29 protein-coding genes are annotated in these 24,577 nt (G+C 71.9%); 21 read left to right on the top strand and 8 right to left on the bottom strand.

Annotated features, from left to right (window positions below; translation table 11 throughout):
• The first annotated feature begins 358 nt into the window (after positions 1–358).
• The 3 genes from ACLJT4_RS21450 to ACLJT4_RS21440 all read left to right on the top strand — a co-directional run bounded on the left by ACLJT4_RS21450 (position 359) and on the right by ACLJT4_RS21440 (position 3,877).
• Positions 359–1,219 carry a tRNA-dependent cyclodipeptide synthase gene (locus ACLJT4_RS21450; RefSeq protein ID WP_411124161.1) on the top strand — a complete coding sequence of 287 codons (861 nt, stop codon included), beginning with the start codon at positions 359–361 and terminating at the stop codon, positions 1,217–1,219.
• A complete protein-coding gene (locus tag ACLJT4_RS21445) occupies positions 1,216–2,514 on the top strand; it encodes a cytochrome P450 (RefSeq protein ID WP_411124159.1) in 1,299 nt (432 codons plus the stop codon). The genes ACLJT4_RS21450 and ACLJT4_RS21445 overlap by 4 nt, the downstream gene beginning before the upstream one ends.
• 238 nt (positions 2,515–2,752) lie before the next feature.
• Positions 2,753–3,877 (top strand): MFS transporter, encoded by a 1,125-nt coding sequence (locus tag ACLJT4_RS21440; protein ID WP_411124288.1) that lies wholly within the window; start codon positions 2,753–2,755, stop codon positions 3,875–3,877.
• Positions 3,878–3,943: 66 nt separating this feature from the next.
• Here the strand turns inward: ACLJT4_RS21440 and ACLJT4_RS21435 are convergent, their stop codons facing one another.
• Positions 3,944–4,528, bottom strand: a complete 585-nt coding sequence (locus ACLJT4_RS21435) for a helix-turn-helix domain-containing protein (protein ID WP_411124157.1) — start codon at positions 4,526–4,528, stop codon at positions 3,944–3,946.
• 118 nt (positions 4,529–4,646) lie between these two features.
• Between ACLJT4_RS21435 and ACLJT4_RS21430 the strand changes: the two genes are divergently transcribed.
• From ACLJT4_RS21430 to ACLJT4_RS21420, 3 genes are all read left to right on the top strand, one after another.
• A complete protein-coding gene (locus ACLJT4_RS21430) occupies positions 4,647–5,483 on the top strand; it encodes an EamA family transporter (protein WP_411124155.1) in 837 nt (278 codons plus the stop codon).
• A gap of 75 nt (positions 5,484–5,558) precedes the next feature.
• Positions 5,559–6,269, top strand: a complete 711-nt coding sequence (locus ACLJT4_RS21425) for a B3/4 domain-containing protein (RefSeq protein ID WP_411124153.1) — start codon at positions 5,559–5,561, stop codon at positions 6,267–6,269.
• Between the two features lie 127 nt (positions 6,270–6,396).
• On the top strand, positions 6,397–6,852 hold the full coding sequence (locus tag ACLJT4_RS21420) for an FG-GAP repeat domain-containing protein (RefSeq protein ID WP_411124151.1): 456 nt from the start codon (positions 6,397–6,399) through the stop codon (positions 6,850–6,852).
• Between the two features lie 124 nt (positions 6,853–6,976).
• Here ACLJT4_RS21420 and ACLJT4_RS21415 read toward each other — a convergent pair whose 3' ends face one another.
• Together ACLJT4_RS21415 and ACLJT4_RS21410 are read right to left on the bottom strand one after the other, a co-directional pair.
• A complete protein-coding gene (locus tag ACLJT4_RS21415; protein WP_411124149.1) occupies positions 6,977–8,398 on the bottom strand; it encodes a carboxylesterase/lipase family protein in 1,422 nt (473 codons plus the stop codon).
• Positions 8,399–8,458: 60 nt separating this feature from the next.
• Positions 8,459–9,361 carry an MBL fold metallo-hydrolase gene (locus ACLJT4_RS21410; RefSeq protein WP_411124147.1) on the bottom strand — a complete coding sequence of 301 codons (903 nt, stop codon included), beginning with the start codon at positions 9,359–9,361 and terminating at the stop codon, positions 8,459–8,461.
• A 158-nt stretch (positions 9,362–9,519) separates the two neighbouring features.
• On the opposite strand from ACLJT4_RS21410, the gene ACLJT4_RS21405 reads away from it, so the two are divergent.
• Complete coding sequence (locus ACLJT4_RS21405) at positions 9,520–10,365, top strand: helix-turn-helix domain-containing protein (RefSeq protein ID WP_411124143.1); 846 nt, start codon at positions 9,520–9,522, stop codon at positions 10,363–10,365.
• 84 nt (positions 10,366–10,449) lie between these two features.
• Here the strand turns inward: ACLJT4_RS21405 and ACLJT4_RS21400 are convergent, their stop codons facing one another.
• The gene (locus ACLJT4_RS21400; RefSeq protein WP_411124141.1) at positions 10,450–11,232 is read right to left on the bottom strand and encodes a DUF899 family protein; all 783 of its coding nucleotides are present in this window, start codon (positions 11,230–11,232) and stop codon (positions 10,450–10,452) included.
• A gap of 241 nt (positions 11,233–11,473) precedes the next feature.
• On the opposite strand from ACLJT4_RS21400, the gene ACLJT4_RS21395 reads away from it, so the two are divergent.
• Positions 11,474–11,812, top strand: coding sequence for a DUF4333 domain-containing protein (locus ACLJT4_RS21395; RefSeq protein ID WP_411124139.1), 339 nt, complete (start codon positions 11,474–11,476; stop codon positions 11,810–11,812).
• A 103-nt stretch (positions 11,813–11,915) separates the two neighbouring features.
• Here ACLJT4_RS21395 and mdlC read toward each other — a convergent pair whose 3' ends face one another.
• Positions 11,916–13,514 (bottom strand): benzoylformate decarboxylase, encoded by a 1,599-nt coding sequence (gene mdlC / locus ACLJT4_RS21390; RefSeq protein WP_411124137.1) that lies wholly within the window; start codon positions 13,512–13,514, stop codon positions 11,916–11,918.
• A 196-nt stretch (positions 13,515–13,710) separates the two neighbouring features.
• Positions 13,711–14,466 (bottom strand): alpha/beta fold hydrolase, encoded by a 756-nt coding sequence (locus ACLJT4_RS21385; RefSeq protein WP_411124135.1) that lies wholly within the window; start codon positions 14,464–14,466, stop codon positions 13,711–13,713.
• A gap of 229 nt (positions 14,467–14,695) precedes the next feature.
• On the opposite strand from ACLJT4_RS21385, the gene ACLJT4_RS21380 reads away from it, so the two are divergent.
• Both ACLJT4_RS21380 and ACLJT4_RS21375 read left to right on the top strand, forming a co-directional pair.
• Positions 14,696–15,211, top strand: coding sequence for a 2,4'-dihydroxyacetophenone dioxygenase family protein (locus tag ACLJT4_RS21380; RefSeq protein WP_411124133.1), 516 nt, complete (start codon positions 14,696–14,698; stop codon positions 15,209–15,211).
• Positions 15,212–15,363: 152 nt separating this feature from the next.
• Entirely contained in the window at positions 15,364–15,732 is a 369-nt protein-coding gene (locus ACLJT4_RS21375; protein ID WP_411124131.1) for a VOC family protein, read from the top strand.
• A 72-nt stretch (positions 15,733–15,804) separates the two neighbouring features.
• Here the strand turns inward: ACLJT4_RS21375 and ACLJT4_RS21370 are convergent, their stop codons facing one another.
• Positions 15,805–16,581, bottom strand: coding sequence for a PIG-L deacetylase family protein (locus ACLJT4_RS21370; protein WP_411124129.1), 777 nt, complete (start codon positions 16,579–16,581; stop codon positions 15,805–15,807).
• 266 nt (positions 16,582–16,847) lie between these two features.
• Between ACLJT4_RS21370 and ACLJT4_RS21365 the strand changes: the two genes are divergently transcribed.
• The 11 genes from ACLJT4_RS21365 (at position 16,848) to ACLJT4_RS21315 (ending at position 23,190) form a co-directional block, all read left to right on the top strand.
• Entirely contained in the window at positions 16,848–17,837 is a 990-nt protein-coding gene (locus tag ACLJT4_RS21365) for a histone protein (RefSeq protein ID WP_411124127.1), read from the top strand.
• Between the two features lie 6 nt (positions 17,838–17,843).
• Positions 17,844–18,812: an SRPBCC family protein gene (locus ACLJT4_RS21360; RefSeq protein ID WP_411124125.1), complete on the top strand. Its 969-nt coding sequence runs from the start codon at positions 17,844–17,846 to the stop codon at positions 18,810–18,812.
• Between the two features lie 152 nt (positions 18,813–18,964).
• Positions 18,965–19,414: a gas vesicle protein gene (locus tag ACLJT4_RS21355; RefSeq protein WP_411124123.1), complete on the top strand. Its 450-nt coding sequence runs from the start codon at positions 18,965–18,967 to the stop codon at positions 19,412–19,414.
• Positions 19,415–19,496: 82 nt separating this feature from the next.
• Entirely contained in the window at positions 19,497–19,976 is a 480-nt protein-coding gene (locus ACLJT4_RS21350; RefSeq protein WP_411124286.1) for a gas vesicle structural protein GvpA, read from the top strand.
• A gap of 3 nt (positions 19,977–19,979) precedes the next feature.
• A complete protein-coding gene (locus tag ACLJT4_RS21345; RefSeq protein ID WP_411124121.1) occupies positions 19,980–20,693 on the top strand; it encodes a GvpL/GvpF family gas vesicle protein in 714 nt (237 codons plus the stop codon).
• Positions 20,694–20,704: 11 nt separating this feature from the next.
• A complete protein-coding gene (locus ACLJT4_RS21340; RefSeq protein ID WP_411124119.1) occupies positions 20,705–20,956 on the top strand; it encodes a gas vesicle protein GvpG in 252 nt (83 codons plus the stop codon).
• 81 nt (positions 20,957–21,037) lie between these two features.
• Entirely contained in the window at positions 21,038–21,436 is a 399-nt protein-coding gene (locus ACLJT4_RS21335) for a gas vesicle protein (RefSeq protein WP_411124284.1), read from the top strand.
• Positions 21,433–22,236 carry a GvpL/GvpF family gas vesicle protein gene (locus ACLJT4_RS21330; RefSeq protein WP_411124117.1) on the top strand — a complete coding sequence of 268 codons (804 nt, stop codon included), beginning with the start codon at positions 21,433–21,435 and terminating at the stop codon, positions 22,234–22,236. The genes ACLJT4_RS21335 and ACLJT4_RS21330 overlap by 4 nt, the downstream gene beginning before the upstream one ends.
• Positions 22,233–22,499 (top strand): gas vesicle protein, encoded by a 267-nt coding sequence (locus tag ACLJT4_RS21325; protein WP_411124115.1) that lies wholly within the window; start codon positions 22,233–22,235, stop codon positions 22,497–22,499. Before ACLJT4_RS21330 ends, ACLJT4_RS21325 begins: the two co-directional genes overlap by 4 nt.
• On the top strand, positions 22,489–22,896 hold the full coding sequence (locus tag ACLJT4_RS21320; protein WP_411124113.1) for a gas vesicle protein K: 408 nt from the start codon (positions 22,489–22,491) through the stop codon (positions 22,894–22,896). Before ACLJT4_RS21325 ends, ACLJT4_RS21320 begins: the two co-directional genes overlap by 11 nt.
• 120 nt (positions 22,897–23,016) lie before the next feature.
• Positions 23,017–23,190: a CsbD family protein gene (locus ACLJT4_RS21315; protein WP_411124111.1), complete on the top strand. Its 174-nt coding sequence runs from the start codon at positions 23,017–23,019 to the stop codon at positions 23,188–23,190.
• A gap of 53 nt (positions 23,191–23,243) precedes the next feature.
• Here ACLJT4_RS21315 and ACLJT4_RS21310 read toward each other — a convergent pair whose 3' ends face one another.
• Complete coding sequence (locus tag ACLJT4_RS21310; protein ID WP_411124109.1) at positions 23,244–24,419, bottom strand: glycosyltransferase; 1,176 nt, start codon at positions 24,417–24,419, stop codon at positions 23,244–23,246.
• Between the last annotated feature and the right edge of the window lie 158 nt (positions 24,420–24,577).

Genomic DNA, 24,577 nt, shown 5'->3' with positions numbered 1-24,577 from the left:
CTTCGGCGAACGGACCGGCATTCCCGGGTGGATCGGCGGCGTCGGGGCCGATGGGGTGGCTCGGATCGTGTGCCTGCGGGGCGTGATCCGGCCTGGTCACCGCCGGGGGTTTGCCCTCGCTGGCCGAAGCCGGACGAGGTCGGCCGACGCGGCGTACGCCTCGCGTTGCGGCCGGTCACAGGCGCCCCGTGCCCGCGCCCCCGTGCCCCTGAAGCGGGTTTCGCGAACCGCCCATAGCTCGTTTGAGTGGACTTATCGGCTCGGTCTGGACGGTCACGCAGCGTGTCAATTTCGATGATTATCATCACCGGCCGTTTCGGGGCGGGTGCACCTGCTGCGCGGGAGAGGCGGGAGAGTCATGGACACGAGCATGGGCGCGGGCGCGGGCGCGGGCGCGGGCGCGGGCCGGAGCGGGGCCACGGACTTCGGGGCGGATGCCAGAGCCGGCACGGTCGCGGGGCGGCGGGTGCCGCCGGGCTTCACCATCGAGCCGTTCACGGACCGCTGTCGGGAGATCTGGGCCCGGGGCGAGCACGTCCTGATCGGTGTCAGCCCCGGCAACGGCTACTTCAGCGAACAGCGGTTGACCGGCCTGCTGCGGTGGGCGAGCGAGGCGTTCGCCGAGGTGGACCCGATCGTCCCGGACGTCGCGCTCGTCCACACGTACCGCGCCCTCGGCCATCCCGAGGAACGCGCCCGGTCCTACGCGCAGCGCGACACCCGGCGGCTGTGCCGGCGCATCGCGCGTGCCTGGACGGCCAGCGGCGTGCCCGAACACCGCCATCGCATCCGCACGCTCACGGAGTTCACCGGCGACCCCACGTACCGGGCACTGCTCGGCAGGGTGGAGCGGGCGGCGGAGCGGCAGCCGTCGGTGCGGGAGGTGTTCCTGCGGGCGAGCGGCAAGGCGCTGGCATCGCATCTGAAGGGCGCGAAGCCGACTGCCGAGCAACTAGCGGAGGGAATGCGTTACTTGATAGCCGAGATGCCACTGTGCATGGACTCGCCGGGCATCCTGGGCGTCCCCTCCTCGGTGCACGTCTACCACCAGGTGATCCCCACCGTCCCGCTGGTCTTCGGAGAACTGTTCAGCACACCGCTCCAGGCGTACGCGGTGGTTCGCCCCGCTCTCCCCGGGCCGCCGCCGTCCGCCCCGCCCAGGCGATCCGGGCAACTGCCGCCTGTCGGGCCGCTGACCGGGGTGGTGACGGGCCCATGAACACCACCGACGCGCACCCGCCCACCTCGCGCGCCGCCGCCGAGGGCCCGCCGGCCTTCCCGTTCGACGACTGGGGACAGCAGATCTCGCCCGCCTACGCCCGGCTGCGCGAAGCTCCCGCCCCGGCCTGCCGGGTCGTGACGGTGACGGGCGACCAGGTCTGGTTGGTCACGCGCTACGACCTCGCCCGACGGCTCCTCGCCGACCCCCGGCTCAGCCTGACCGCCGCCTTGGAAGCCGACGCTCCGCGGCAGGAGCCGCTCCGGCCGCGCGCCACGGGCGCCAGGGGCGACGGCATGGCCACGCTCCAGGCGAGGGGGTTGCGCGGCATCCTGGCCGACGCCCTGAGTCCGCGCGCGATCCGGGCCCACCACGCCTGGACGCGTCTCCGGGCCCGCGCCCTGTTCGACGAGTTGTCGGAGCAGGGTCCTCCCGTCGACCTCCAGCAGGGGCTGGCCCGGCCACTGACCTTCGCGGTGGCCCGCCGGGTCCTCCTCGGCGAACTCACCGAGGACGAGGGGCAAGTGCTCAACGCCTGGTGCGACACGGTCCTGGTATGGCGGGACCGCACCCGCGACGAGATCCAGGCCGCCCTCGACGCCATGTACGGGTTCTTCCTGCGGCGCGCACCGGAACTGGCCGCCGCACCGGGCTCCGACGTCGTCAAACGGGCCGCCGCGGCCCGTACCCGGGACGGCGGCCGGCTCGGCGCCGACGGGCTCGCCGAAGTCGCCAACCTGATGTTGATCGCCGGCTACCGGACGGCCGCGAGCTTCGTGGCCAACGCGCTGGTGATGATGCTGTCCCACCCCACGGCCCTGGCGGCCCTGCGCGACCGGCCCGCGCTGCTGCCGTCCATGGTGGAGGAGGTGTTGCGCCACACGCCGATGTCGACGGGCGGGGTGAAGCGGGTGGCGACCGACGACGTGCCGCTCGACGGCCTGACGATCAAGGCCGGGGAGTGCGTGTTGGTCTCCCTGGAGTCCGGCAACCACGACCCGCACGCCTACCCCGAACCGGACCGCTTCGCGCCCGACCGCTTCGCCGCCGACCGCGGTCCGGTTGACGGCACGTCGTCCGGAGCCGGAATCCCGCGCCCCCGCCCCCACCTCGGCTTCGGCCACGGCAAGCACCACTGCCCCGGCAACGCCCTGGCCAGGATGCAGATCGCCGTCGTCCTTCAGACCCTGGCCGACCACACCCCGACGCTCCGTCTGGCCGTGCCGGCCGGGGAACTGCGTTGGCGCCCTGACGTGGCCTTCCGCATCCCCGAGACGATCCCCGTCACCTGGTGACCCTCCCCTCGTGGTCACGCGCTGCCCGGGGCCGTGCCCGGCGGCCGGTCAGGCGCCGCGGTGCAGCGCCGGGGCCTGGCCGCGACGCCTAAAGGGGTTGCGACGGGGCCCGCGGGGCCGGTGAAGTAGCGCCATGGAAGGTGCCACCGAGCAGGCGCGACAGGCGGCGGCGGGTACGGGCCGCGCCCTCACCGGGCGTTCGGCCGCATGGCGCGGCCCGGCGGTGCTCGGGGCCCTGATGCTGGCCGCCTTCACCTTCAACACGGCGGAGAACCTGCCGGTCGGTCTCCTGGAGATCATCTCCGGCAGCCTCGGGGTGTCGCTGTCCGCGGTCGGTCTCCTGGTCACCGGCTACGCCGCGACGGTCGCGGTCGCGTCCGTGCCGCTCGCCCACGTCACCCGGGCCGCGCCCCGACGCCATGTGCTCACGGGCCTGCTGGCCGTGCTCGTGGTGTCCAGTCTGGCCGCGGCGCTGGCGACCTCGTACGGTCTGCTGCTCGTGGCGCGGCTGCTGACCGCGCTCGCCCAGGCGTTGTTCTGGGCCGTGATGGGGCCCGTCGCGGTGGGCCTGTTCGCGCCCGACGTCCGTGGGCGGGTGGTCGGGGCGCTGTCCGTCGCCGGGTCGCTCGCCCTCGTGCTCGGGGTTCCCGCCGGCACCTGGCTGGGGCAGCGGAGTGCCTGGCAGGTGCCCCTCGCCGCGCTGGCGGTCCTGGGCCTGCTGTCCCTGGTGACGATCGCCGTTCTGCTGCCGACCGCGCCGGCGGACGAAGCGCCGGCGGCCTACGGGACCAGCCCCGACGCCCGCCGGTTCGGGACCGTGCTGGCCACCGGAGCCCTCTCCGCCACCGGGGCGTTCACCGGATACACCTATCTCGTGGAGTTCCTCGACGACGTGAGCGGGTTCGCACCGAGCACCGTGGGTGCGCTGTTGGTGGCGTTCGGCGTCGCGTGCCTGGTGGGGGTGAGCATCACCGGGGCACTTCTGGACCGTCACCCGCGCGCCGCGCTGACGGGCGCCGTGGCCACGCAGGCGGCGGCCATGCTCGGCCTGTACGCGGCCGGCTCCCGTCCGGTGGCGGCGGTGGCGTTCCTGGCACTCATGGGCGGTGCGCTCGGGCCGGTGTTCATGGCCACCCAGCACGCGATGCTGCGGTGCGCACCCGGCCGCACGGACCTCGCACTCGCGGCCAACTCCGGTTGCTACAACGTCGGCATCGCCGCGGGCGCCGCGTTCGGGGGGCTGATCCTCCCGCTGGCCGACGTGCGGGACACCTTCCTCGTCGGCGGGCTGCTGACGGCCGCGGCGTGCGCGGTGCTGTTCGGCGGACGGTTCCTGGGCGACGACCGCGATCGCGCCGCGTAGGGCCGACTGCGGCGCCCGCGGCCCGTGCCGGGTCGCCGGCCCTCGGGCGCTCCCGGCCTCCGGCGGTCAGGAAGCGGAGCCCGGGGCCGGCGGGATGTGCACGGTCATGATCAGGTGGCAGGTCTCGGTGCCCGCGCCGCGGTAGGTGTGGGGGGCGTCGCCGTCGAAGGCGGCGGTCTGCCCGGCTTCGACCGGGTGCTCGGTGCCGTCGACGGTGAGGGTCATCCGGCCGGCGGTGACGCTGACGGTCTCGACGACGCCGGCCTGGTGCGGGTGACTGGGGTACTCCTCGTCCGGCTCCAGCACCCAGCGCCAGATCTCGACGGGGGCCGGTCCTGAGGTGGTGAGCATGAGCCGGGCCTGGCTGCCCCGCTTCCCGGCCCACAGGGGCATGACGGCGTCGGCGGACACCACACGGACCCGGCCTTCGGCGGGTCCTTCCAACAGTGCGGACACCGAGACGCCGAGGGTGTCGGCGAGGCGGATCAGGGTGGCGAAGTTCGGGTTGCCCTGCGCCTTCTCCAGCCCGACCAGGGCGCCCTTGCTGACCTTGGCGCGGCGGCCCAGTTCGTCCAGGGACAGACCCGCGCGGGTGCGTGCGGCTCTGACGTTGTGCGCGAGCGTGCGCAGGGCTGCCTCTGCCTCGGGCACGTGATCACCGTCCTGACGGAGTAGGGCACTGGAATAGACCGCCCGGTCGTTTGGTTGACAACGAGCGGTCGTTTCATTGTACGTTCGAGTCGTTCCATTGTGAAAGTAAGGAAGTGCCGTGATCGCTCTGCTGCTGGCCCTGGGCAGCTCTCTCGCCTACGGATGCGCCGATTTCCTCGGCGGCCTCGGCGCCCGCAAGGCGCACGTACTGCGCACCGTGCTCGTCGCCGCACCGGCCAGCCTCGCTGTCGAACTGGCGCTGTGGCCGATCCTGGGCGCCTCGTTCACCGGGGCCAGCATCGGGTGGGGTGTCGCGTCAGGCGTCGCCTCCGCCGTGGCGTTCGTCCTGCTCTACAGGACACTCGCGATCGGCCCGATGAACGTGCTCTCGCCGGTCACCGCGCTGGTGTCCGCGGCCCTGCCGGTCACGGTCGGCCTGCTCCAGGGCGAGCACCTGGGCCTGGCCGGCCTCGTGGGTCTGCCGCTCGCGCTGGTGGCGGTGGTCCTGGTCAGCGCCGGACACGGCACAGGCGCGGTGCGTCCGTCCCGGACGGCGCTGTTGCTGGCCTTGGGCGCGGGGGCGGCCATCGCGCTGCAACTCGTCTTCCTGCACCAGGCACCCGTCGACAGCGGCGTGGCACCGCTGATCGTCGGGCGAGCGGTCTCCTCGACGGTCACCCTGGTCGCGGCCGCCGCGCTGTACCGCCGGCTGGGCCCGGAAAGGCCGGCCTACGCGATATCGGCGACCGCGGGCGTGCTGGACTCGCTGGCGAACCTGTTGTTCCTGCTCGCCGCCCGCAGCGGTGACCTCACGGTCGTCGCCGTGATCACCGCCCTGTACCCGGCCGGCACCGTCCTGCTCGCCCGTGGCGTCCTCGCCGAACGCATCCACCGCAGCCAACTCGTCGGCCTGGGCACCGCGGCCGTCGCCGTCAGCCTCCTCGCCCTCACCTGAGCCGCGGCACCCTCCCACCCCGGAAGCCCTGAGCCGCCCGCCCGCCACCCCCGTGCACGAACAGGACCTCACCGCGTGACCGACTTCCGCCTCGGCGCCGCCGTCGCCGACGCCTTCCCCGACACCCTCATAGCCCTGATCACCGCCACCGGCCTGCGCGGCAACGAACCCTGGCCGCACACCGCCACCGCTCTCGACGACCTGGAGCGGCAACTCGCGGACGGTGCCTGGCGGCCGGCCGACGAGACCGATCCCCGCATCGAGTCCTGGCACACCGCCTACCGGTCCTTCGGCACCAACCCCCGCCGCATCCGCCCCAGCGTCGACGCCCTCGGCCGCCGCATGGCGAAGAGGGGCGCCCTGCCGCGCATCAATCCCGCCGTCGACTCCTACAACTGCGTCTCGGTCCGCCACGGACTGCCCGCCGGCGCGTTCGACCTCGACCACGTCACCGGCGCCCTCGTCGACATCCGCCACGCCGACGGCACCGAGTCCTTCACCCCGCTCGGCGAACCCGAAGCCGTCGAGGTCCCCAAGCCCGGCGAGATCATCTACGCCGACGCCACCGGTGTCCTGACCCGCCACTGGAACCATCGCGACGCCCACCGCACCCGAGTCACCGAAGACTCCACGCGCGTCGCCTTCGTCCTCGAAACCCTCCAGGCCACCCGCGACGGTGACCTCCTCAAGGCCGCCGCCGAGGAACTCCTGAGCCTGCTCGACCCGCACGCCCAGCAGACCGCCGTGCAGTACCTCAGCCCGACACGGCCCCGGACGGCCGTTTGAGACCCGTTCTGGATAACCAACAGCAAAGAAACAACAGCAACTTCTACAACCTCCGTCCCTCGTCGCACGTCTGATCGAGTTGTGTGCGCCGGTGTGCGCACCGCTCGGTTCATCTGGAGGGGCTCCCTTGGCTGCTGCACACACCGCCCGACGCCGTCTCGGCGCCTGCGTCGCCACCGCTCGCGCCGTGACCGTCGGGGCCGGAGCCCTGGCCGCCCCCGGTGCGGTGGCCGCTCCGACCGTCGTGAGCGGCGCTACAACCAGCTCACGGCCGTCGGAGACATCGCGGGCACCCACGGCCGGCGACCTCGTCGCGCGCGACATCGCCGGCGTCCTGTGGCTCTACCAGGGCAACGGCACGGGTAACTTCACCACCCGGGTGAGGATCGGCGCCGGCTGGAACGCCTTCTCCCACCTGGTCGGCGCCGGCGACGTCACCGCCGACGGCCGCCCCGACCTGATCGCCCACGGCGCGAACGGCACGTACGTCTACCGCTCGACCGGCTTGCCGGCGGCCCCATTCAGTCGGCAGACGACCACCCTGTACGCAGGTGAGGGCGGCAAGTTCAACACCGTCGCCTAGCGGTCCGCGAGATTGCCCGGACGCTGTCGGCGGGTCGGCGGCAACGACGGGAGTTGTTCCTTCCCCCGCGGGGCCGGTGGTGGATCGCCCGGCCCCCGCGCACCGCTGAAGCCTGTCAGGCCGGTCACTCGAGCCCGGTGAAGCGATGGGTTTCGGACGGGGCCCAGCCGGGGTCGCCGGTGTGGGCGAAGGAGACCCAGGCGCCGTGCATGCGGGCGGCCAGACGGGCTGGTGGCGGGGTGGGGCCGAGCAGGCCGTGGGGGCCGTGCAGGGCTGGGAGGTCCAACCTGTCGAAGACGAAGGGCAGTTCCGTGGTGTGGGCCGCGCCGAGCTGCCCGTCGAGGGCCGGTGAGCGCCAGGCGAACGCGTAGGCGTGGGTGGGAGCGGCGCGGTGGGACGCATGGGCCTCGGCAAGGCGGCGGCTGCCGGTGCGGAACAGCGCGTCGCCCAGGAGCGCCGAGCGCAGGCGCCCCGCGTGCGCCCGTGGGTACTTGGCGCGGTACTCCGCCACGAGCGCGGCCGGGTCGGAGTGGATCCGGGCGGCGAGGGCGTGTACGTCCGCGGTCGTCGAGGCGGCCAGGTCGCCCTGCGGCGCTAGGTAGAGGTTGGCCTCCTCGGTGGTGGTGCCGATGAGGAGAGCCACGTCGGTGCCGGCGCCCGCGGCCACCGCCTCGGCCGGTTGACGGTCCAACACCAGGCCGTACGGGCTGAGCCCGAGGAGCGGATCGGTCCGGCTGGCGGTCCGCAGGTCCAGGCCGGTGAGGTGGGGGAGGAGGGCGAGGAGCCGGTCGTCGGGAACGGCGGCGAACGCCGTGACGGTCGGCTCGACGCCGAGGGCGGTGGCCGCCGCGCGGGTCACGCGGGCCGCCTGCTCGGGCGAGAACGCGCCCAGGCCGTTGCCGCTCTGGACGATGGCGCGGTGGAAGAGGCCCGCCGCCTCGGGGGTGGCCAGGACGCTGCCGATGAGCGTCGCGCCCGCCGACTGGCCGAAGAGGGTGACGTTGCCGGGGTCGCCGCCGAACGCCGCGATGTTGCGCCGGACCCAGCGCAGGGCGGCCACCACGTCGAGCAGTCCACGGTTGGGCGGGGCGCCGGGCAGGTCCAGGAAACCCGTGGCGCCCAGGCGGTAGTTGACCGTCACCAGCACCACCCCGTCGCGGGCGAAGGCGGTGCCGTCGTAGAGCGCGGCACGGGTGGAGCCGGCCAGGAAGCCGCCGCCGTGCACGAAGACCATGACGGGACTGCGGCGGGCATGGGGCGGCGCCCAGACGTTGAGCGTCAGGTGGTCGGCGCCGGGGATCCAGCCGGGGCCGAAGTACGGGGTCATGTCCAGTGCTCCGAAGCCGTCCCGACGTGGCTGGGGCGCGGTCGGTCCGGGCTGGGTCGCGTCGCGGACGTCGCGCCAGGGCGGGTGGGGCGCGGGCGCGGCGAAGCGGGCGGCGCCGGTCGGGGGTGCGGCATACGGGATGCCGAGGAAGGTGTGGGCGGTGGCACCGGCGAGGCCGCGGACGGGGCCTTCGGCGGTGGGGACGAGCGGGTGGGACATCGACTTCTCCTGTCGTGCGGTGCGGTGCGGTGGCGGCGGCGTGCGGCACCGCGGGGGCCTTCAGATGCGGGAGAGCGGGGCCCAGTTCTTGAGCGCGAAGCGGTCCCCGTCGCGGACGACTTCGGCGCCGCCGTGCCCGCCGAGGTGCGCCGGCAGGACCAGGGCGTTGGTGTCGGCGGCCCTGCCGAGCAGGCGCCGCCGGGTGGTCCTGGCCAGCTCCGGGTCCTCGCAGAAGCAGCTGTTGGTGTCGGGCTCGACGAACTGCAGCGGCGTGTGCAGCAGGTCGCCGACGAACAGGGCCCGGTCGGTACCGGATTCCAGGGCCAGGACCGCGGAGCCCGGGGTGTGGCCGGGTGCCGGCTCCAACGTGAGGTGGGCGTCGATGCGGTAGCCGTCCTCCCACAGCACCGTGCGGCCGGCCCGGTGCACGGGGGCGACGCTGTCCTCGAAGACGTTCTGGTTGCCGCGGCCCAGTCTGGGGCGGTGGCCGCCCGCGGGATTCCAGAAGTCGAAGTCGGCCCGCGGTATGAGGTAGGTGGCGTGCGGGAACGTCGGGACCCACTCCCGCCCGTCGAGGCGGGTGTTCCAACCGACGTGGTCCACGTGCAGATGGGTGTTGACCACCACGTCGACGTCCTCCGGTCGGACCCCGGCCCGGGCGAGGTTGGCGAGGAAGTCGGTGTTCAGGTGGCTCCACACCGGTGAGTAGGGCCGCTCCTTGTGGTTGCCGACGCCGGTGTCGACGAGGATCGTGCGGCCCTCGCTGCGCAGCAGCCAGGTCTGCACGGCCGAACGGCACAGGTCGGTCTGCGGATCGAGGAAGTCGGGCGCCAGCCACGGGGAATGGCGTTGCCAGGCCCCTTCGGGACTTTCGGGAAAGAAGGTCTCCGGCGTCATTCCGACCGGACCGACGTACTCCATGACGCGGGTGACGGTGACGTCACCGAGGACGAGGTCGTGCATCTGCGCTCCAAGTGCTCGCTGGTGAGGTGGCCAGCGTGCGGCCCCCGGCCGGGGGGGAGCCAGCCCCCACGAAGCCCATCCCCACGGTGCGTGTCCCCGCCCGTGCCTATCCCGGACGGGGACAGGCAGCGGGGCCGACGGCGGGCGATACTGGCCGCATGGGTGTCACCGGTCAACTGGGCGAGTTCCTGCGGGCGCGACGTTCGCGTCTGCGCCCCGAGGACGTGGGCCTGCCCGCGTTTCCCGAACGCCGGCGGGTGAGCGGACTGCGGCGGGAGGAGATCGCACACCTGGCCGGGGTGAGCCCGTCGTACTACACGCGCCTGGAACAGGGACACGCGGTCAACGCCTCCGAGGAAGTGCTCAACGCCCTCGCCGGGGCCCTGCACCTCGATCCGCACGAGCGGTCCCATCTGCGGGAGTTGGCCGGCCGCCGCCCCCGGACGTCGTGCCGGCCCGCACCCGAGCGGCTCCACCCGATGAACCGGGCGCTGATCGACTCCCTGCGGGACGTGCCGGCCCTGGTCCTCGGCCGGCGGACCGACGTCCTGGCGTGGAACGGCCCGGGGCACGCCCTGCTGGCCGGGCACACCGACCCCACCGCACCGGAACGGGCCGCGGACCGGCCGAACCTGACCCGGATGCTCTTCCTCGACCCGCACACCCGCGAGCTGTACGCCGACTGGCCGCGCAAGGCACGTGCCGTGGTGGGCAATCTGCGCCTGGTCGCCGGACGGCACCCCGAGGACGCGATACTGGCCGGGCTGATCGGCGAACTGTCCATGAAGAGCCCGGAGTTCGTGGAACTATGGGGAGACCACCGGGTGCGGCCGTGCGAGGGTGAGGGCCACGAACTGCACCATCCGCTGGTGGGTCCGCTGGCCGTCACCCAGCACTCACTGATGCCACCGCACTCGCCGCAGCAGTCCGTGGTCCTCATCACCGCCGCGACGGGGGACGACGCTGCACGGCACGCACTGGAACTGCTCGCCCGGACCGACTGAGCGGCCCGCCGCCGTCCGCCACCCGGCACCTTCTGCCGATGCCGATGCCGATGCCGTCGGCGTCGGCATCGGCGGCACGGCGTGTCAGTCGTGGTGGTCGTGCCGCCCGAGCGTCGTCACCGGGGTCGCGCCGGGCCGGGTCCACTGCGGCACGGGGCGACTGGTCGGCCCCCAGGTCGCGTTCCCGTCCGCGTCCGAGCGCCAGTACCAGCACGGGGCGTGCCCCTCGGGCCAGCCTTCGGGACTGTCCTGCCACGTCTCGCGGCGGCCGTAGGGCGTCATGTCGAGCAGGCTGAAGAAGGCGGCGACGGGCTCGATGCCGCGACCCGTCGTGGAGTAGGTCAGGAACGTGCGGTCGCCGTCGCGCAGGTAGCAGGTGAGGTACCCCATGGGGCCGCCGACCGGCGCGTCCACGCCGCGTACCGAGTACCAGGGCTGGGTGTACCCCATGAAGTCGACGAACGACGCCACCTCGTCCCACCGGCCGGTGGTCAGGATGGCCGACGAGACGCCGCGCGCGTTGAGGTAGACGGCGTCCCTCAGGTGCCAGGCCACGGTGGTGCAGCCCTCGCACTGCCCCTGGTGCGGCGCGCCGTCGTGCCACATGTGCTTGTAGACCACCAGCTCGTCGCGGCCCTGGAACAGGTCCAGGAACGGCACCGGGCCCTCGTCTCCGACGACCTCGACCGTCCCGTCGAACTCCACCATCGGCAGCCGGCGGCGGGCCGCGGCGATGGCGTCGCCCTCCCGGGTGTGTGCCTTCTCGCGGACCAGGAGCTCGTCACGGGCGGCCTGCCAGGTGGCCAGGTCGACCACGGGCGGGCGGCCGGGCAGTGCGCCGGTCGGGTCGTTCGGTGTGCTGGTCATGGTGTCCTCCGTGGTGACTCGTGCCGGGCAGCGTTGTACCGCGTCGCGCGACGCTCACGAGGAAGGACTCGCGGTCCGGTCGGAACTCATCGGCGTTCGGCGCTGGTGTTAGTGGGGTGTTAGCGGTGCGCTAGGAGATCAGGAGAGCGTGGGCGTCGTACCGGAGAGCCACTGAGAACCCCGACGGCCATGCGGGCCCGCGACGAGCTTCCGCACCGCCGTCCGCAACGAGGAGTTGAGCATGAAGCGCATCATCATCGCCCTGGGCGCCGTCGCCGTACTGGCGGCGGGTGTGGTGACCGTGGTGAACATGACCGGCCACGGCTCGGTAGCCACTGCCAGCGGCGCGGGGTCGACGGTGCCGCGGGCGGACTTGGAGGAGCGCGCGGCCAAGGACTTCCCCTACCGCGGAGCCGACCCCGACGCGGTGCACTGCCCGAGCGGACTGCCGGCGAAGAAGGGCGCGATGGTGAGCTGCACCGCCGTCTTCGGCCAACAGAGCAAGACGATGGAGGTCTCCGCCGACAAGGTCGACGGTGACCAGGTGTCCCTGGGTTTCGGCCTGCTGGAACGGCCCTGACCGGCTGGCGGATGGACCCGGGCACACCTCGCGCGCGACGCGGCGAACCCGGCCCGGCGACCGGCCCGGCGCACCCTGCCGGCGGGCTCCGGCGGCACCCGCATCAAGGCCCGTAGAGCACGCCCTCGGCATCGCTGACGCGCAGGTGGAGGAGGTGCGGGCCGTCGTCGTCGCCGAGCGACGTCAACGCGCGGTCGAGGGCCCCGCCCAGGTCGCGGGGATGGTCCGCGTACTGTGCCGGGCAGCCGAACGACGTGGCGAGGCCGGTGAAGTCGATGCCGCCGAGGTCGGTGCCGGGCACCGGCGCGATGCCGAGCCGGCGGCCGAGCGCGCGCACCGCGCCGTAGCCGCCGTTGTCGAGCACGACGAAGGTGACGGGGGCCCGGTGCCGGGCCGCCGTCCACAGTGCCTGCACCGAGTACAACGCCGAACCGTCGCCCACGACGCACACCACCCGCCGCCGGTCGGCGAGCGCCCGGCCGACGGCCAGCGGCAGGCCCCAGCCCAGCGCACCGCTGCCCGTGGTGAGGAACCCGCCCGCCCGGTCGACCGGGACGCGGACGTGCAGCACGTCCCGGTGGCCGGGGGCCTCCTCGACGAGCACCCGGTCGCGGGGCAGGCGCCGGTGCAGCTGGTCCAGGATCCAGTCGGGCGTGAGGACCTCGCCGACGCTCGCCGGCGCCGGCCGCGTCCGCGCCCGTGGCGGTTCCCGGTCCGAGCGGGCGACCAGCGCGGTCAGCTCGCTGAGGGCGGGGCGCAGTGTGGTGACCAGGCTCGTGCCCGTGGGCAGCCACGCCGCCTGGGCCGGGTCGCAGTCCAGGTGGAACAGCTCGGTGCCCGGCGCCAACGGGGGACCGTCGTCCGCCACGTGGTACGTGAACAGGGGCGCCCCGAGCGCGACCACGACGTCGTACGGCTCCAGGCGGGCGGCCAACGGGCCGGCGACCGGCGGCAGGAAGCCCTGGAAGAGCGGGTGGGACTCGGGGAACCCGGAGCGGCCGGACAGCGGGCTGATCCAGACGGCCGCGCGGATCCGCTCGGCCAGCGCGACGGCCTCGGGGAGCGCGCCTTCGTCGTCCACGCCGGGGCCGATCACCAGCGCGGGCCGCCCACAGGCGTCGAGGCGGGTGGCGAGCGCGGCGAGCGCGTCCGGGGCGGCGGTGAACCCACCGTGCACCGCCCGGGGCTCGACCGGATCGGCCGCCCGGTCCCAGTCGTCCTCCGGGACGGACACGAAAACCGGCCCGCGCGGAGGCGTCATCGCGATGCGGTGCGCCTCGGCGAGGACGGCCGGCACGTCGGCGGCGCGATCCGGCTGGCGGGCTAACTTCACGTACGGGCGCGGGAACTGATCCGGCGCGTCGGCGCCGAGGAACGGGCGCAGCTGGAGCAGGGAGCGGGCCTGCTGACCGGCGACGATCACCAACGGCACCCGGTCGCGGTGCGCGTTGAAGACGGCGCCCAGCGCGTGACCGACCCCGCCCGCGGAGTGCAGGCAGACGAACGCGGCGCGCCCGGTGCCCAGGGCGTGGCCCGCGGCCATGGCCACGGCCGAGGACTCCTGCAATCCGAGGACGTAGGTGAAGTCCTCGGGCCAGTTGCGGAACATGCGCAGTTCGGTGGAGCCAGGATTGCCGAACACGGTCGTCATGCCGGTGTCGCGCAGCAACCGGACGACCGCGTCCAGGACCGTTGTCGTCATGCCTTCCTCCCTGCACCGGGCAGCCGCTTCCCGACCGCCGGCGAGCCGGTGTGGAGCAGCTGGCCGAGGGCGGCGCGGGCGCTGGCCGGCGCCGCCCGGACGGTGCGCCGGTCGACGTGCCACGCGGTGTCGGCCGGCCGCGCCGGATGCCGTGCTCGGTACCCGGCAGCGGCCCTGACGACACCAACGGCAGCGGTCAGGCGCGCAGGAACGCTTCCAGGGCGGTGGCGAAGGCGACGGGCAGTTCGTACATCGGGTAGTGGCCCGAGTTGACGAGGACCTCCAGCTCGGCCTGCGGGTAGTGGGCCAGCCAGGTCGTCCGCATCGCCTCGGCGTTGATGGCGACGTCGTGTTCGCCGACGAAGACCTTCACCGGGAGGGTGCTGCCGGTGATCTTGGCCGCGAAGTCCTGGGTGGTCCAGTCGGTCAGGTACGCGGCGACGGCCTCGGGGCGGGAGCCGGCGACCGAACGGTCGGTCATGGCGTCCAGCCAGCGGTCGCAGGCGCGGTTGCCGGTGATCATGTCGATGATGGCCCGCCGGTTGGCGGGGTTCTGCGCCGCGCCGTGGAAGAGGTCGTACGCGTCCCCCTCCAGCGGGTAGGGGCTCGCCGGGACCGGGGCCACCCCGACCAGCTTGCGCACCCGGCGCGGCGCCTCGACGAGGACCCGCTGCGCCGCCTTGCCGCCCATCGAGTGCCCGACCAGTGAGAAGGTGTCCCAGCCCAGTTCGTCGGCGAGGGCGAGTGCGTCCCCGGCGATCTCGGCGAGCGTGAACTGCCCCTGGACGTCCAGCCGGTCGCCGTAGCCGCGGTAGTCGAGGAAGGCGTAGCCGAACTCGCTCGGGTCGAGGTGGTCGAGGAACTGACTCCAGGACGCGCTGGTGCCGAACCAGTCGTGGAGGACGAGCACCTTGTGCCCGCCGGTGCCGATGGAGCGGTGGCTGATCGTCATACCGAGACCTCCCGTTGGGTCGAGTATCGACCGATTCTTGCCCGACCCGAGCCGCGCTACTCCGCCCTCACCCCCGGTCGGGTGCACCGTGGTGCTGAGGACCGCTCGACCTGCGAACGGTCACCGCCGTGGCCGACCGTCCGGGAAACCACTGTTGCGCCGGGGCGGGGAGAGTCGAACATGGGTATGCGTGCGAGTCCGCCCAGCACCGGCAGGAAGGAACTCAGCCATGACGACCAGTTCGACCCCGGGAGTGGACGGCCTGGCCGCGATCGAAGCGCGGATCGACCGGCGCCGCGACCAGTACGCGCTGCCCGAAGGCCACATCGCGGAGGCGGACTCACCGTGGCTCCCCTTCGCCCCACAGGTCATGATCAAGCATCTGACGTTCGACATCCGCAGCAACTCCGCCGCGAACGTCCTGTGGGTGCAATCCGGCGGATCGCTGGGCCGGCACCGCCACCGCGGCCCCGTCTCGGGCTACGTGCTCGAAGGCAGCTGGCGCTACCTGGAGTACGACTGGGTCGGCCGACCGGGCGACTTCGTCCGCGAGAGCCCGGGACGCACCCACACCCTGGTCTCCGACGAGGGCATGAAGACCGTCTTCTGGCTGAACGGGCCCGTGGAGTTCCTCGACGACCAGGACGCGGTGACCGAGGTGATCGACGTCTTCTGGTTCATCGACCACTACGAGCGCGGCTGCGCGGAGCAGGGCATCCCGATCAACCGCGCGCTTTACCTCTGAACCTCTGACCCCGGCCTTCAGGGACGGCCTGCGCGTGCCGTGGGGGCGCGGGCGGGGCGCGCAGCGGCGGGGAGGTTCCCGTTCGCGGCCCAACGGGCGGGCCCCGCGTCTAGGGTGTGCCGCACGACGTTGACCCCGATGCTGGAGGTGCCATGCGGCAGATGACGCTGCGTGCGATAACCCTCGACTGCCCCGACCCACTGGCACTGGCGGCGTTCTACCAACAGGCCACCGGGCTGACACCGCACCCCGCATCCGACGCCGAGTTCGCTGCCCTCGTCACCGGCGACGACGGGCTGGCCCTCGGCTTCCAACGCGTCGACGACTACCGGGCTCCGCGCTGGCCCGACCAGACCGTGCCCCAACAGGTGCACTTCGACTTCGAGGTCGACGACCTCGACGAAGCCGAGGCGGACCTGTTGGAACTCGGCGCCAGCAAGACAGAGCACCAGCCCGACAAGGGACGGTGGCGGGTCCTGACCGATCCGGCGGGGCATCCGTTCTGCCTGGTCAAAGGGTGACGGGCGGAGGCCCCGCCGAGCGCGCCGCGGCGGCGTACTCGCTGCGGAAGTCGCGGTAGGCGGACGGCGCGTTCACCGGAACACCACCTCGAACGACCTGATGTGGTGGGCCACCTCTTCGGGCGGCAGGATCGCGGCGCTCTGCGCACCGTTTCCCGAGGGACGGATCTGGCTGACGAACTCCGCGATGGCGAGGGACTTCAGGGCGGTCGCCTCCGGCGGCAGGGGGAGGTGCGCAGCCAGCTCCCACGGCACGCGTGGATCCTCCGGCCGCGCCCAGCGCCACATCCACACCGGATACATCCACAGGGGCACGTCGGTGGCCCGGCAGGCATCCATGGCGGCCCGACCTGCGGCTTCGTGGTCGCCGTGCAGGTCTCCGACCCATGGCGCCACGCACCGGGCGGCCTCGACCTCGCGTAGCAGTCCGGCGATGGCCCGGGCCACCGTGCCCTGATGCCGGTCCACCCGGGTGTCCGGAATCCTCAGTCGCCTCACACGCACTTCCGGCAGCCCCAACTTCGCCAGTGCGTGCAGGAGTTCGCGGTGGCGCACGCGGGCCAGCTCGTCCGAGGCGTCCAGTGTGCTGCGCGGAGGGGGCCCCTCCCCGTCCGTGACCGACACGATGTGCACTTCGGCACCGCCGGCGGCCAGCACCGCCAGACTGCCGCCGAAGCCCAACACCTCGTCGCCCGGGTGAGCCGCGACGACCACCACCGGCTCGCCGGGCGGCGGCACCGGCGGCAGATGCCTCGGGCCGTACCAGGAGGCCCATTGATCCTCCGGTGTACCGGGCGGGGCGCCGAAACCCGCTCCGAGGCCGACGCCGGATGAGGGAGGAGGCTCCACGACGACTCCTCTCGGACGTGCGCACAGGCTCTCCCAACAGTGTGCTGCGGTGAGCCCTCCCGCCGCACGTCGTACGGGTCCTCGCCCGTGCGCACGGCGTGCCCGCCCGGTAGCAGAGAGTTCTTCGGTGTGGGCCGGCAGGGCGGCCGGCCTGTCAGGATGCGAAGGCCAGCAGGCGGGTCACCCTGGAGGTATGGCGCCGGAACTTCCAGTGGGGGCTGTCTGCCGCGGCGCCGGGCTGCACGCCCAGAGAAGGTGACGTACGCATGGACAGTGGGACCAAGGTCATGGTGGCTGCCGCGTTGGCCGGCGGTTACGTGCTGGGCCGTACCAAGAAGGGCCGCCTCGCCCTGAGTTTGATGTCCACCCTGGCGGGGCGCGAACTCGGACTCGATCCGCGGCGCCTGCTGACGGAGGGCGCTCGCCAACTCGGCGAGATTCCCCAGGTTGCCGAACTCAGCGAGCAATTGCGCGGAGAGGTCGTGGATGCCGGACGCCGTGCGGTCTCGGCGGTGGCGACCCGCGGCATCGCGACGCTCGCAGACACCCTGCACGACCGCACGCTGGCGCTCACCGAAGGAGAGGAGTCCTCCGAAGAGGAAGCCGATTACGACGAGGGCGAGGAGAGCGACGAGTACGACGAGGGCGAGGAAGGCGAGGAAGAACCGGAAGAGGAAGAACCGGAAGAGGAGGAAGAGGAAGAGGAGGAAGGAGAAGAGGAAAGCGAACAAGAGGAGCGAGCGGCGGCGCGCAAACGGGAGCGGTCGCGACGGCGCACGTCCCGCGGCACGTCGCAGCCGAAGACGGAACGACGCACGCCGAGCACCCGGAAGCGGGAATCGGGTGCGGAAAAGCGGGAGCCGAGCACGGAGCGGCGGAAGGCGAGCCGCAGTGGCAGCGGCATGAGCAAGCCCCGTTCTACGTCCCGGAGTTCCTCCGCCGGTGAAAAGCCGAAGCCCGCCGCAAAGAAGACCACTCCCGCGACGGCCAAGAAGGCTCCGGCGAAGAAGGCCCCTGCCAAGAAGACCGCGGCGAAGAAGGCTCCTGCCAAGAGGGCCCCTGCCAAGAAGGCTCCGGCCAAGAAAGCAGCGGCGAAGAAATCCCCTGCGAAGAAGGCCCCGGCCAAGAAGGCCCCGGCCAAGAAGTCAACGGCGAAGAAAGCGCCCGCCAAGAAGTCAACGGCGAAGAGGCAGACCGCAGCGTCTTCCCGCAAGAGCACCGGAAGAGCACCGTCGAGTCAGGGACGCCGGAGGTAGCCGATCATGGCCAAGGTCGCACAGGATGAGACGAAGGCGGAGCTCGATCGGTTGCGCGACGAACTCGGTGAATTCGTGACGGCGTGGGCGGGGGACCTCGCCGAACGGGCCGGTGACAAGCTGACCGACGTCACGGATCAACTCTCCGACGTCGCCGACAACGGGGGCTCGCTCGCAGGAGTGGGGGCCGCCCTCCTCGGTGGTGGATCGCCCGTGAAGAAGGTGCTCGGAGGCGTGGTGAAGGGCCTCGGCGGCAACGTGTTGGAGAAGGTCAAGGAGTCCTTCGGCGGGGGCAAACGCTCTTCGGGGGACCGCAAGGTCACCAACATCGTCGAGGTCATCGACGTCGGGCTGCCGGTACGCACCGTCTACAACCACTGGACACAGTTCGAGAAGTTCAGCAGCTTCACCAAGGGCGTGCGTGACGTGTCGACGAGCGACGAGGTGACGACGCACTGGAAGGCCAAGGTTGGCCCGTCGACACGGACGTGGAAGGCCACCGTGCTGGAGCAGGTGCCCGACGAGCGCATCGTCTGGACGTCCGAGGGCGCCAAGGGGTCGACGCGGGGAATGGTGAGCTTCCACGAGGTCACGTCCGACCTCACGCGGATCGTGCTCGTCGTCGAGTACTACCCCCAGGGGTTCTTCGAGAAGACCGGAAACCTGTGGCGAGCGCAGGGACGCCGGCTGCGCCTGGACCTCAAGCACTTCCAGCGCTATGCGAGCCTCGCCGAAGAGGAACCGGAGGGCTGGCGCGGTGAGATCCGCGACGGGGAAGTGGTCCTCAGCCACGAAGAGGGAGTTGAGGAGGACGAAGCGGAAGGGGACTACGCCGACGAGGAGGGCGAAGAGGAGGACGAAGAGGGCGAGGAAGACGAAGACGAAGACGGAGACGAGCGGCTCGACGACGAGTACGACGAGTACGACGAGTACGAGGATGATGAGGAGGACGCGGAGGGCGACGAGGCGGCATGAGGCGGCCGCTCCGAGGGGCGCCCTTGGTGACGGCTCGTGCGCGCACCGTGCCCCGGGACCCGGTGTACACAGGGCGACGGCGCGTGCGCCCCACGTCCGGATGATCTCCGGCGGCGATCGCCACGGTCCTGGGCGGAACGCAGGTGGCTACGATGGAGGGGCGCCGTGTGCGCGCGGCGCCGAATAGCACGAAGTCTCCGATGTCGGAGAGAGCAATGGCCGCACGCGAAGAGGACCACCCGCAAAGGGCCCGGCGCACGCCCCGGCGACGTACCGAGGCGGCGGACGGATCTCGCGAAGAGCGCCGCGCAGCGAAGGGTTCGGGCACGGGAGACCAACACCGTGTCACGGCCCGGCGGGCGATGCACTACGCGGCCGAGCAACTCCAGGAGCTGCTGGGGCGGGCCCCGGAATCCGTCTCCGCGGTCACTCCCACCTCGGACGGTTGGCAGGCGGACGTGGAAGTCCTGGAACTCGAACGGGTTCCCCCGACGACCAGCGTGATGGCCAGCTACCGGGTCAAGCTGGACGAGGAGGGCGAACTCGTCGCCTACGAACGCATCCGCCGCTACACCCGCGGCCAGATCGACAAGGGCCGCTAGCCGGCCGGCAGGACGCGCCACGCAGGGCGTGACGAACGACAGCGCCGCCCGCGAGCCGAACGGGCAGCTGAGAGGAGGCACCATGACTGTGGTGCCGCAGGGTGAAGGAGCACTGGCCAGGAACAACGGCGGTGGCTCGGGCAACCTCTACGACGTTCTCGACCTGATTCTCGACCGCGGCTTGGTCATCGACGTCTTCGCACGGGTGTCGTTGGTCGGCATCGAGCTGGTCAAGGTGGACGCGCGCATCGTCGTCGCCAGCGTCGACACCTACCTGCGCTTCGCCGAAGCCTGCAACCGGCTGGATCTGGAGTCCGGTCGCAAGGCCCCCGCGCAACTGACGGACATCGTCGGCGAGGTGACCGAAGGAGGGGCGCACGGCAAGACGAAGGGCGCCCTGTCCGGTGCCGCCGAAGCGATCGGCGACGCGATCAAGGGGGGCAAGGGCGATGAGGACGAGGAGGACGACGAGGAGGAAGCGGAAGACGAGGAGGAGAAGGAGCCCGTGGCGTCGAGACGGGAGCGGCCGGCGCGGCGGTCCGCGCGCCGCCGGAGGGAATGAGCCATGACTGTGTACGTCTACTCCGTGGTTTCCACCGAGCATCCGCAACGCGTCGACGAACTCGACGGTGTCGGGGATCCGCCGGCGAAACTCCGCACGGTTCAGCACGGCTCACTGTCCGCGGTCGTCAGCGACGCGCCCGAGGACCTGCGGCCCAAACGCCGCGACCTCAACGCCCACCACGCCGTGCAGGAGCACCTGATGGCCGACGGTGCGGTCCTCCCGCTGCAGTTCGGCTTCACCGCCGCCGACGAGGACGCGGTGCGCGCGGTCCTCGAAGAGCGCGTGGACGTGCTCACCGCCCAGTTGGCGGCGCTGGACAACTGCGTCGAGTACAACCTCAAGGTGGGCCAGGACGAGGAGGCGCTGTTGCGCCGGGTCCTGAGCGAATCGGACCAGGCACGGGCACTGAACGACGAGATCAGAAGCGGCAGCGGCAACCCCGAGTTGCCCCTCGCCCTCGGCGAACTGGTCGTCCAGGAAGTGCAGGCGCGTCAGGGCCGACTGGCCGCCGACATCGTGGCAGCCCTCCGCGGAGCCGTGCGCCAGGACCACCTTTCCGAGCCGGCGGCGAACGACTTCCTGAACGTCTCGTTCCTCGTGCACCGGGACGACGAGGAGGACTTCCTCGCCTTGGAGAAGCAACTCGCCGACGAGCTCGGAGCGGACTTCACGGTCCGGCTCCACGGCCCGCTGCCCGCCTACAGCTTCGTCTGAGGAGGCCGGACATGGGACTGCTGACGCAGATCGCGACCCTGCCGCTCGCACCGGTACGCGGAGTGGCCTGGGTCCTCGACCGCATCGTCGAGGCCGCCGAGGACGAGTACTACGACCCGCGACCCGTCCAACAGCAACTCGTCGAATTGGAGGACGCCCTGCTGTCCGGGGAGATCGACGAGGAGACCTTCGACAGGCGCGAGGACGAACTGCTCGACAAGCTTGAGGAGATCAGGGCGCACCGTGGGACTCCCCAGCCCTGACGGCCCCCGTCCCGCCCCGAACGCGCCGGACGAACCGGTGGGGGAGGAGTGACCACCGTGAACGAACCCGTAGCCCGAAGCATGGGGAACCTCCCCTCCAGGGCCGGCCCGTACGGGCAGGGCTCGTCGGCCAACCTCGCCGACATCCTCGAACGCGTCCTGGACAAGGGCATCGTCATCGCCGGTGACATCCAGATCAACCTCCTCGACATCGAACTGCTCACCATCAAGCTGCGGCTGATCGTGGCGTCCGTGGACAAGGCGAAGGAGATGGGCATCGACTGGTGGGAGCACGACCCCTCGCTCTCCTCGCACGCCGCGGACGGCCACCGCTCGCTGGCCGAGGAGAACGCCCGCCTGCGCGCGGAGATCGAGGCGTTGCGCAGCGGGGAGGAACTGCCGGCCGCCGAACGGCACGACGAACGCCGCGGCAAACGCCGGGAGCCGAGCCCCCGCAGCAGGAGCCACGACGCGTCATGACCGACGTCAGCTACGTGTACGGCGTGGCCCGGGACCGCGACGGCTGCCTGGACGAGGTCGTCGCCGAGGTGCCTGGGGTTGCGGATGCGGAGGTGCACCTGGTGCGTTCGGAGCGCCGCACGGACGTCGTCGCCGCCGCGAGTGCGGTGCCGGCCGTCGACTTCGACGAAGCGGCGTTGCGCACGCACCTCGAAGACCTCCAGTGGCTGGAGGCGGTCGCGCGGGCCCACCACCGGGTGATCGAGGCGTTGGCCGCACGCACCACGGTGATGCCGCTGCGTCTGGCGACGGTCTACCTGGACGACGACCGGGTGCGGGCCATGCTCGACGAGCGCCTGGCGGCGTTCGACCGCCGCCTGGCGGACTTGGACGGCCTGGTGGAATGGGGCGTCAAGATCTACGTGGACGTGACCGAGGCGGCGGACGTGCCGTCCGAACCGCTGGCGGGTTCCGGACGCGAGTACCTCAGACGGCGCAGAGCAGTGCGCCACGCACATGAGGACGTGTACCGCGCCGTCGAGGAAGTGGCGGCCCGTGTCGACTCCGCCGCCCGCGGCCACGCCGTCGGCCGGGCCCAGCACCGAGCGCAACAAGGCCAACTGCTCACGGGTCCCGGCGAGAACGTGGTCAACGACGCCTACCTGGTACCGGTCGACCACGCGGAGGCATTCCGTTCCGCAGTCGAAGGGTCCGCCCGAGGACTCACCGGTATACGGATCGACGTGACCGGCCCCTGGGCCCCCTACTCCTTCGCCGCACCCCCCGAAACCGAACCCGCCCCGAGGAATGGTGGGCCGTGACGGAGCCCGGCGGCCCTCCGGCGGCACCGACCGGTGCACTTCCGCAACGGCAGGTGGCCCTCATCGACCTCCTGGACCGCCTGCTCAGTGGCGGAGTGGTGCTCAGCGGTGACCTCGTGCTGTCCATCGCCGACATCGACCTGGTGCGGATCTCGCTGCGTGCCCTGATCGTCTCGATCAGTGAAGAGCATCCGTCCCCTTGGGACACGGCGCTCCGCCCGACGTCGGACGTCCACGACCCCCCTCCTCCCGATGACTCCTGAAGGCAACCGGCACAGTGACCGCTTCGGCGAGGTCGCCGACGCGGCGACGCGTGCGTTCCGCCTGCTGCCGGCCACCCCGCACGAACTCGGGCGGCCGCGCAACGCCGGTGCCCGCCCCGTGCCGCAGAGGATCAGCACCGGCCCCGACACGGTGGAGCGGGACCTGGTCAAACTCGTCCTCACCCTCGTGGAACTCCTACGGCAGCTCATGGAACGCCAGGCGCTCCAACGCGTTGACGCCGGCGACCTCACGGAAGAACAGGAGGAACGCCTGGGAACGACGCTGATGCTCCTGCATTCCCGGATGTCCGAACTCTGCGCCCAGTACGACCTGTCGCTTCAAGACTTGAACCTCGATCTGGGGCCGCTCGGAACGTTGCTTCCGCCGTCCGAATGAGTCCCCGACCCCCTGGGCACAAGACCGAACAAGTGAGACAATTCACATATATCTCCCGCGGTGCTCTGCGGGAGGGCGGTCGACCCGCAGCGGGTCGACCGAGTGCGCGAGGAGTACGTCATGAGCATCGGCAAGAAGGCCAAGGGCGTCGCCAAGACGGCAGAGGGAAAGACCAAGGAGACGGCCGGAAAGATCACCGGAAACAAGGACCTCGAACTGAAGGGCAAGGCCGAAAAGACCCAGGGCAGGGCGCGCAAGACCGTGGAGAAGGGCAAGGACCTGCTCGAACCCTGACCTGCTCGGCTCGCGGAATTCCCAACGCTCACCACTTCGTCCAGGCGCCGTGGTCACGGAGTGCGGGTTTCAGCCTGAAGGGCTGACAGTCCGTCCCGCTGCGCCACGAGGTCGAGGGCCGGCAGTCGGGACAACTCGGCGCGGGCGGCACGCACCGCGGCGCCGTACCTCGGAGCGCCCAGGACATCCGTCACGGCGTCGGCGATTTCGCCGCGCGTCGCCGTGAGTTCCAGTGCGCACCCGAGGCCGCGTCGGGCGAACGCGGCGGCGTTGTCGGGCTGGTCGGCGAGAACCCCCATGGCCAGGACGGGCGTCGCGCCCTGCACCGCGTCGAGCAGCGACGCCCGCCCGCCGTGCGTCACGAACAGGTCGGCGTGGCGCAGGAGCGCGGGCTGCGGGACGTGCTCGACCACCTTGATGCGGGGATCGGCGCTCCGCAGGTGCGCCGCGAGGTTGCCGGCGGACACGATCGCGTCGCAGTCGATTGCCAGGAGCGCGGCCATGATCTCCCGGTATGCGCCCTCCACGACGGCACGGAGATCGGTCATCGCGGTGGTCAAGGTGCCGAGGCTCACGTAGACGAGCGGGCGGGAGGAGGAGCGGTCCTGCCATCCGGGCAGCGCGGTGCGGAACTTCGCGACGGTGCGCCGGACCGCGTGCGCCGAGGGCGGGGGAGCCGGGTAGAACCACGGGACCGGCGCAGGGGTGACCATCGGCGGGAACGCGGGCGCGTCCTGGTCGTACTGCTTGTAGAGGGGGACCAGTGCGGGTGCGACGTCGGTGTCCCACAGGTCGAGGATCGCCGGTCCGAGGCCGTTGTCCGCCGCGAGCAGGGGCAGCCCCAAGACCTTGGCCGCGAGGTGCGCGCCGAGGTCGCTGCACTCCGCGACCACCAGGTCGGGCCGCGCCCGGGTCCACGTGGTGAGCAGGTCACGGGCCTTGTCCTCGGCCTGTTCCGGCCAACGGTGCCCGAAGACGTACCTGTTGAAGGCCGCGTTGCCCAAGCCCTTCCAGATCTCGCTCGCCGCCTGCTGAACGACGGGATCGCAGGTCCAGTTCGTTCCGGCGCGGTGGAACTCCACCCCGCGCCGCCGGGCTTCGCCGCGGAACATCGGGGGAGCGTGGAGCGCGACGTGGTGCCCCTCCTCAACAGCCGGGCAGATGACGTAATCCAACGCGGACACGTGCGAAGGCACCGGCTCGGCGGTGATCGCTATCCGTAAGGCCATGGACACTCCACAGTTCTCGGCGAGGTGGTACGCGGCGATCTCATCACGTCGCCACCAGTTGGGCCCAGCGGGGCGCTGGCGGTCCTGCCGCAGTGGAGCCCCCCGACTTGGCGGGACCATCCGAGCTTGCGCGGTGACGTGTCCCAGGCGCCACGGGG

The sequence above is a fragment of the Streptomyces sp. x-19 genome (assembly GCF_046549115.1).
Taxonomy (GTDB): domain Bacteria; phylum Actinomycetota; class Actinomycetes; order Streptomycetales; family Streptomycetaceae; genus Streptomyces; species Streptomyces albulus_C.
Note: the sequence above shows the minus strand (reverse complement) of the source record. Positions and strands in the feature narration are given on the sequence as shown.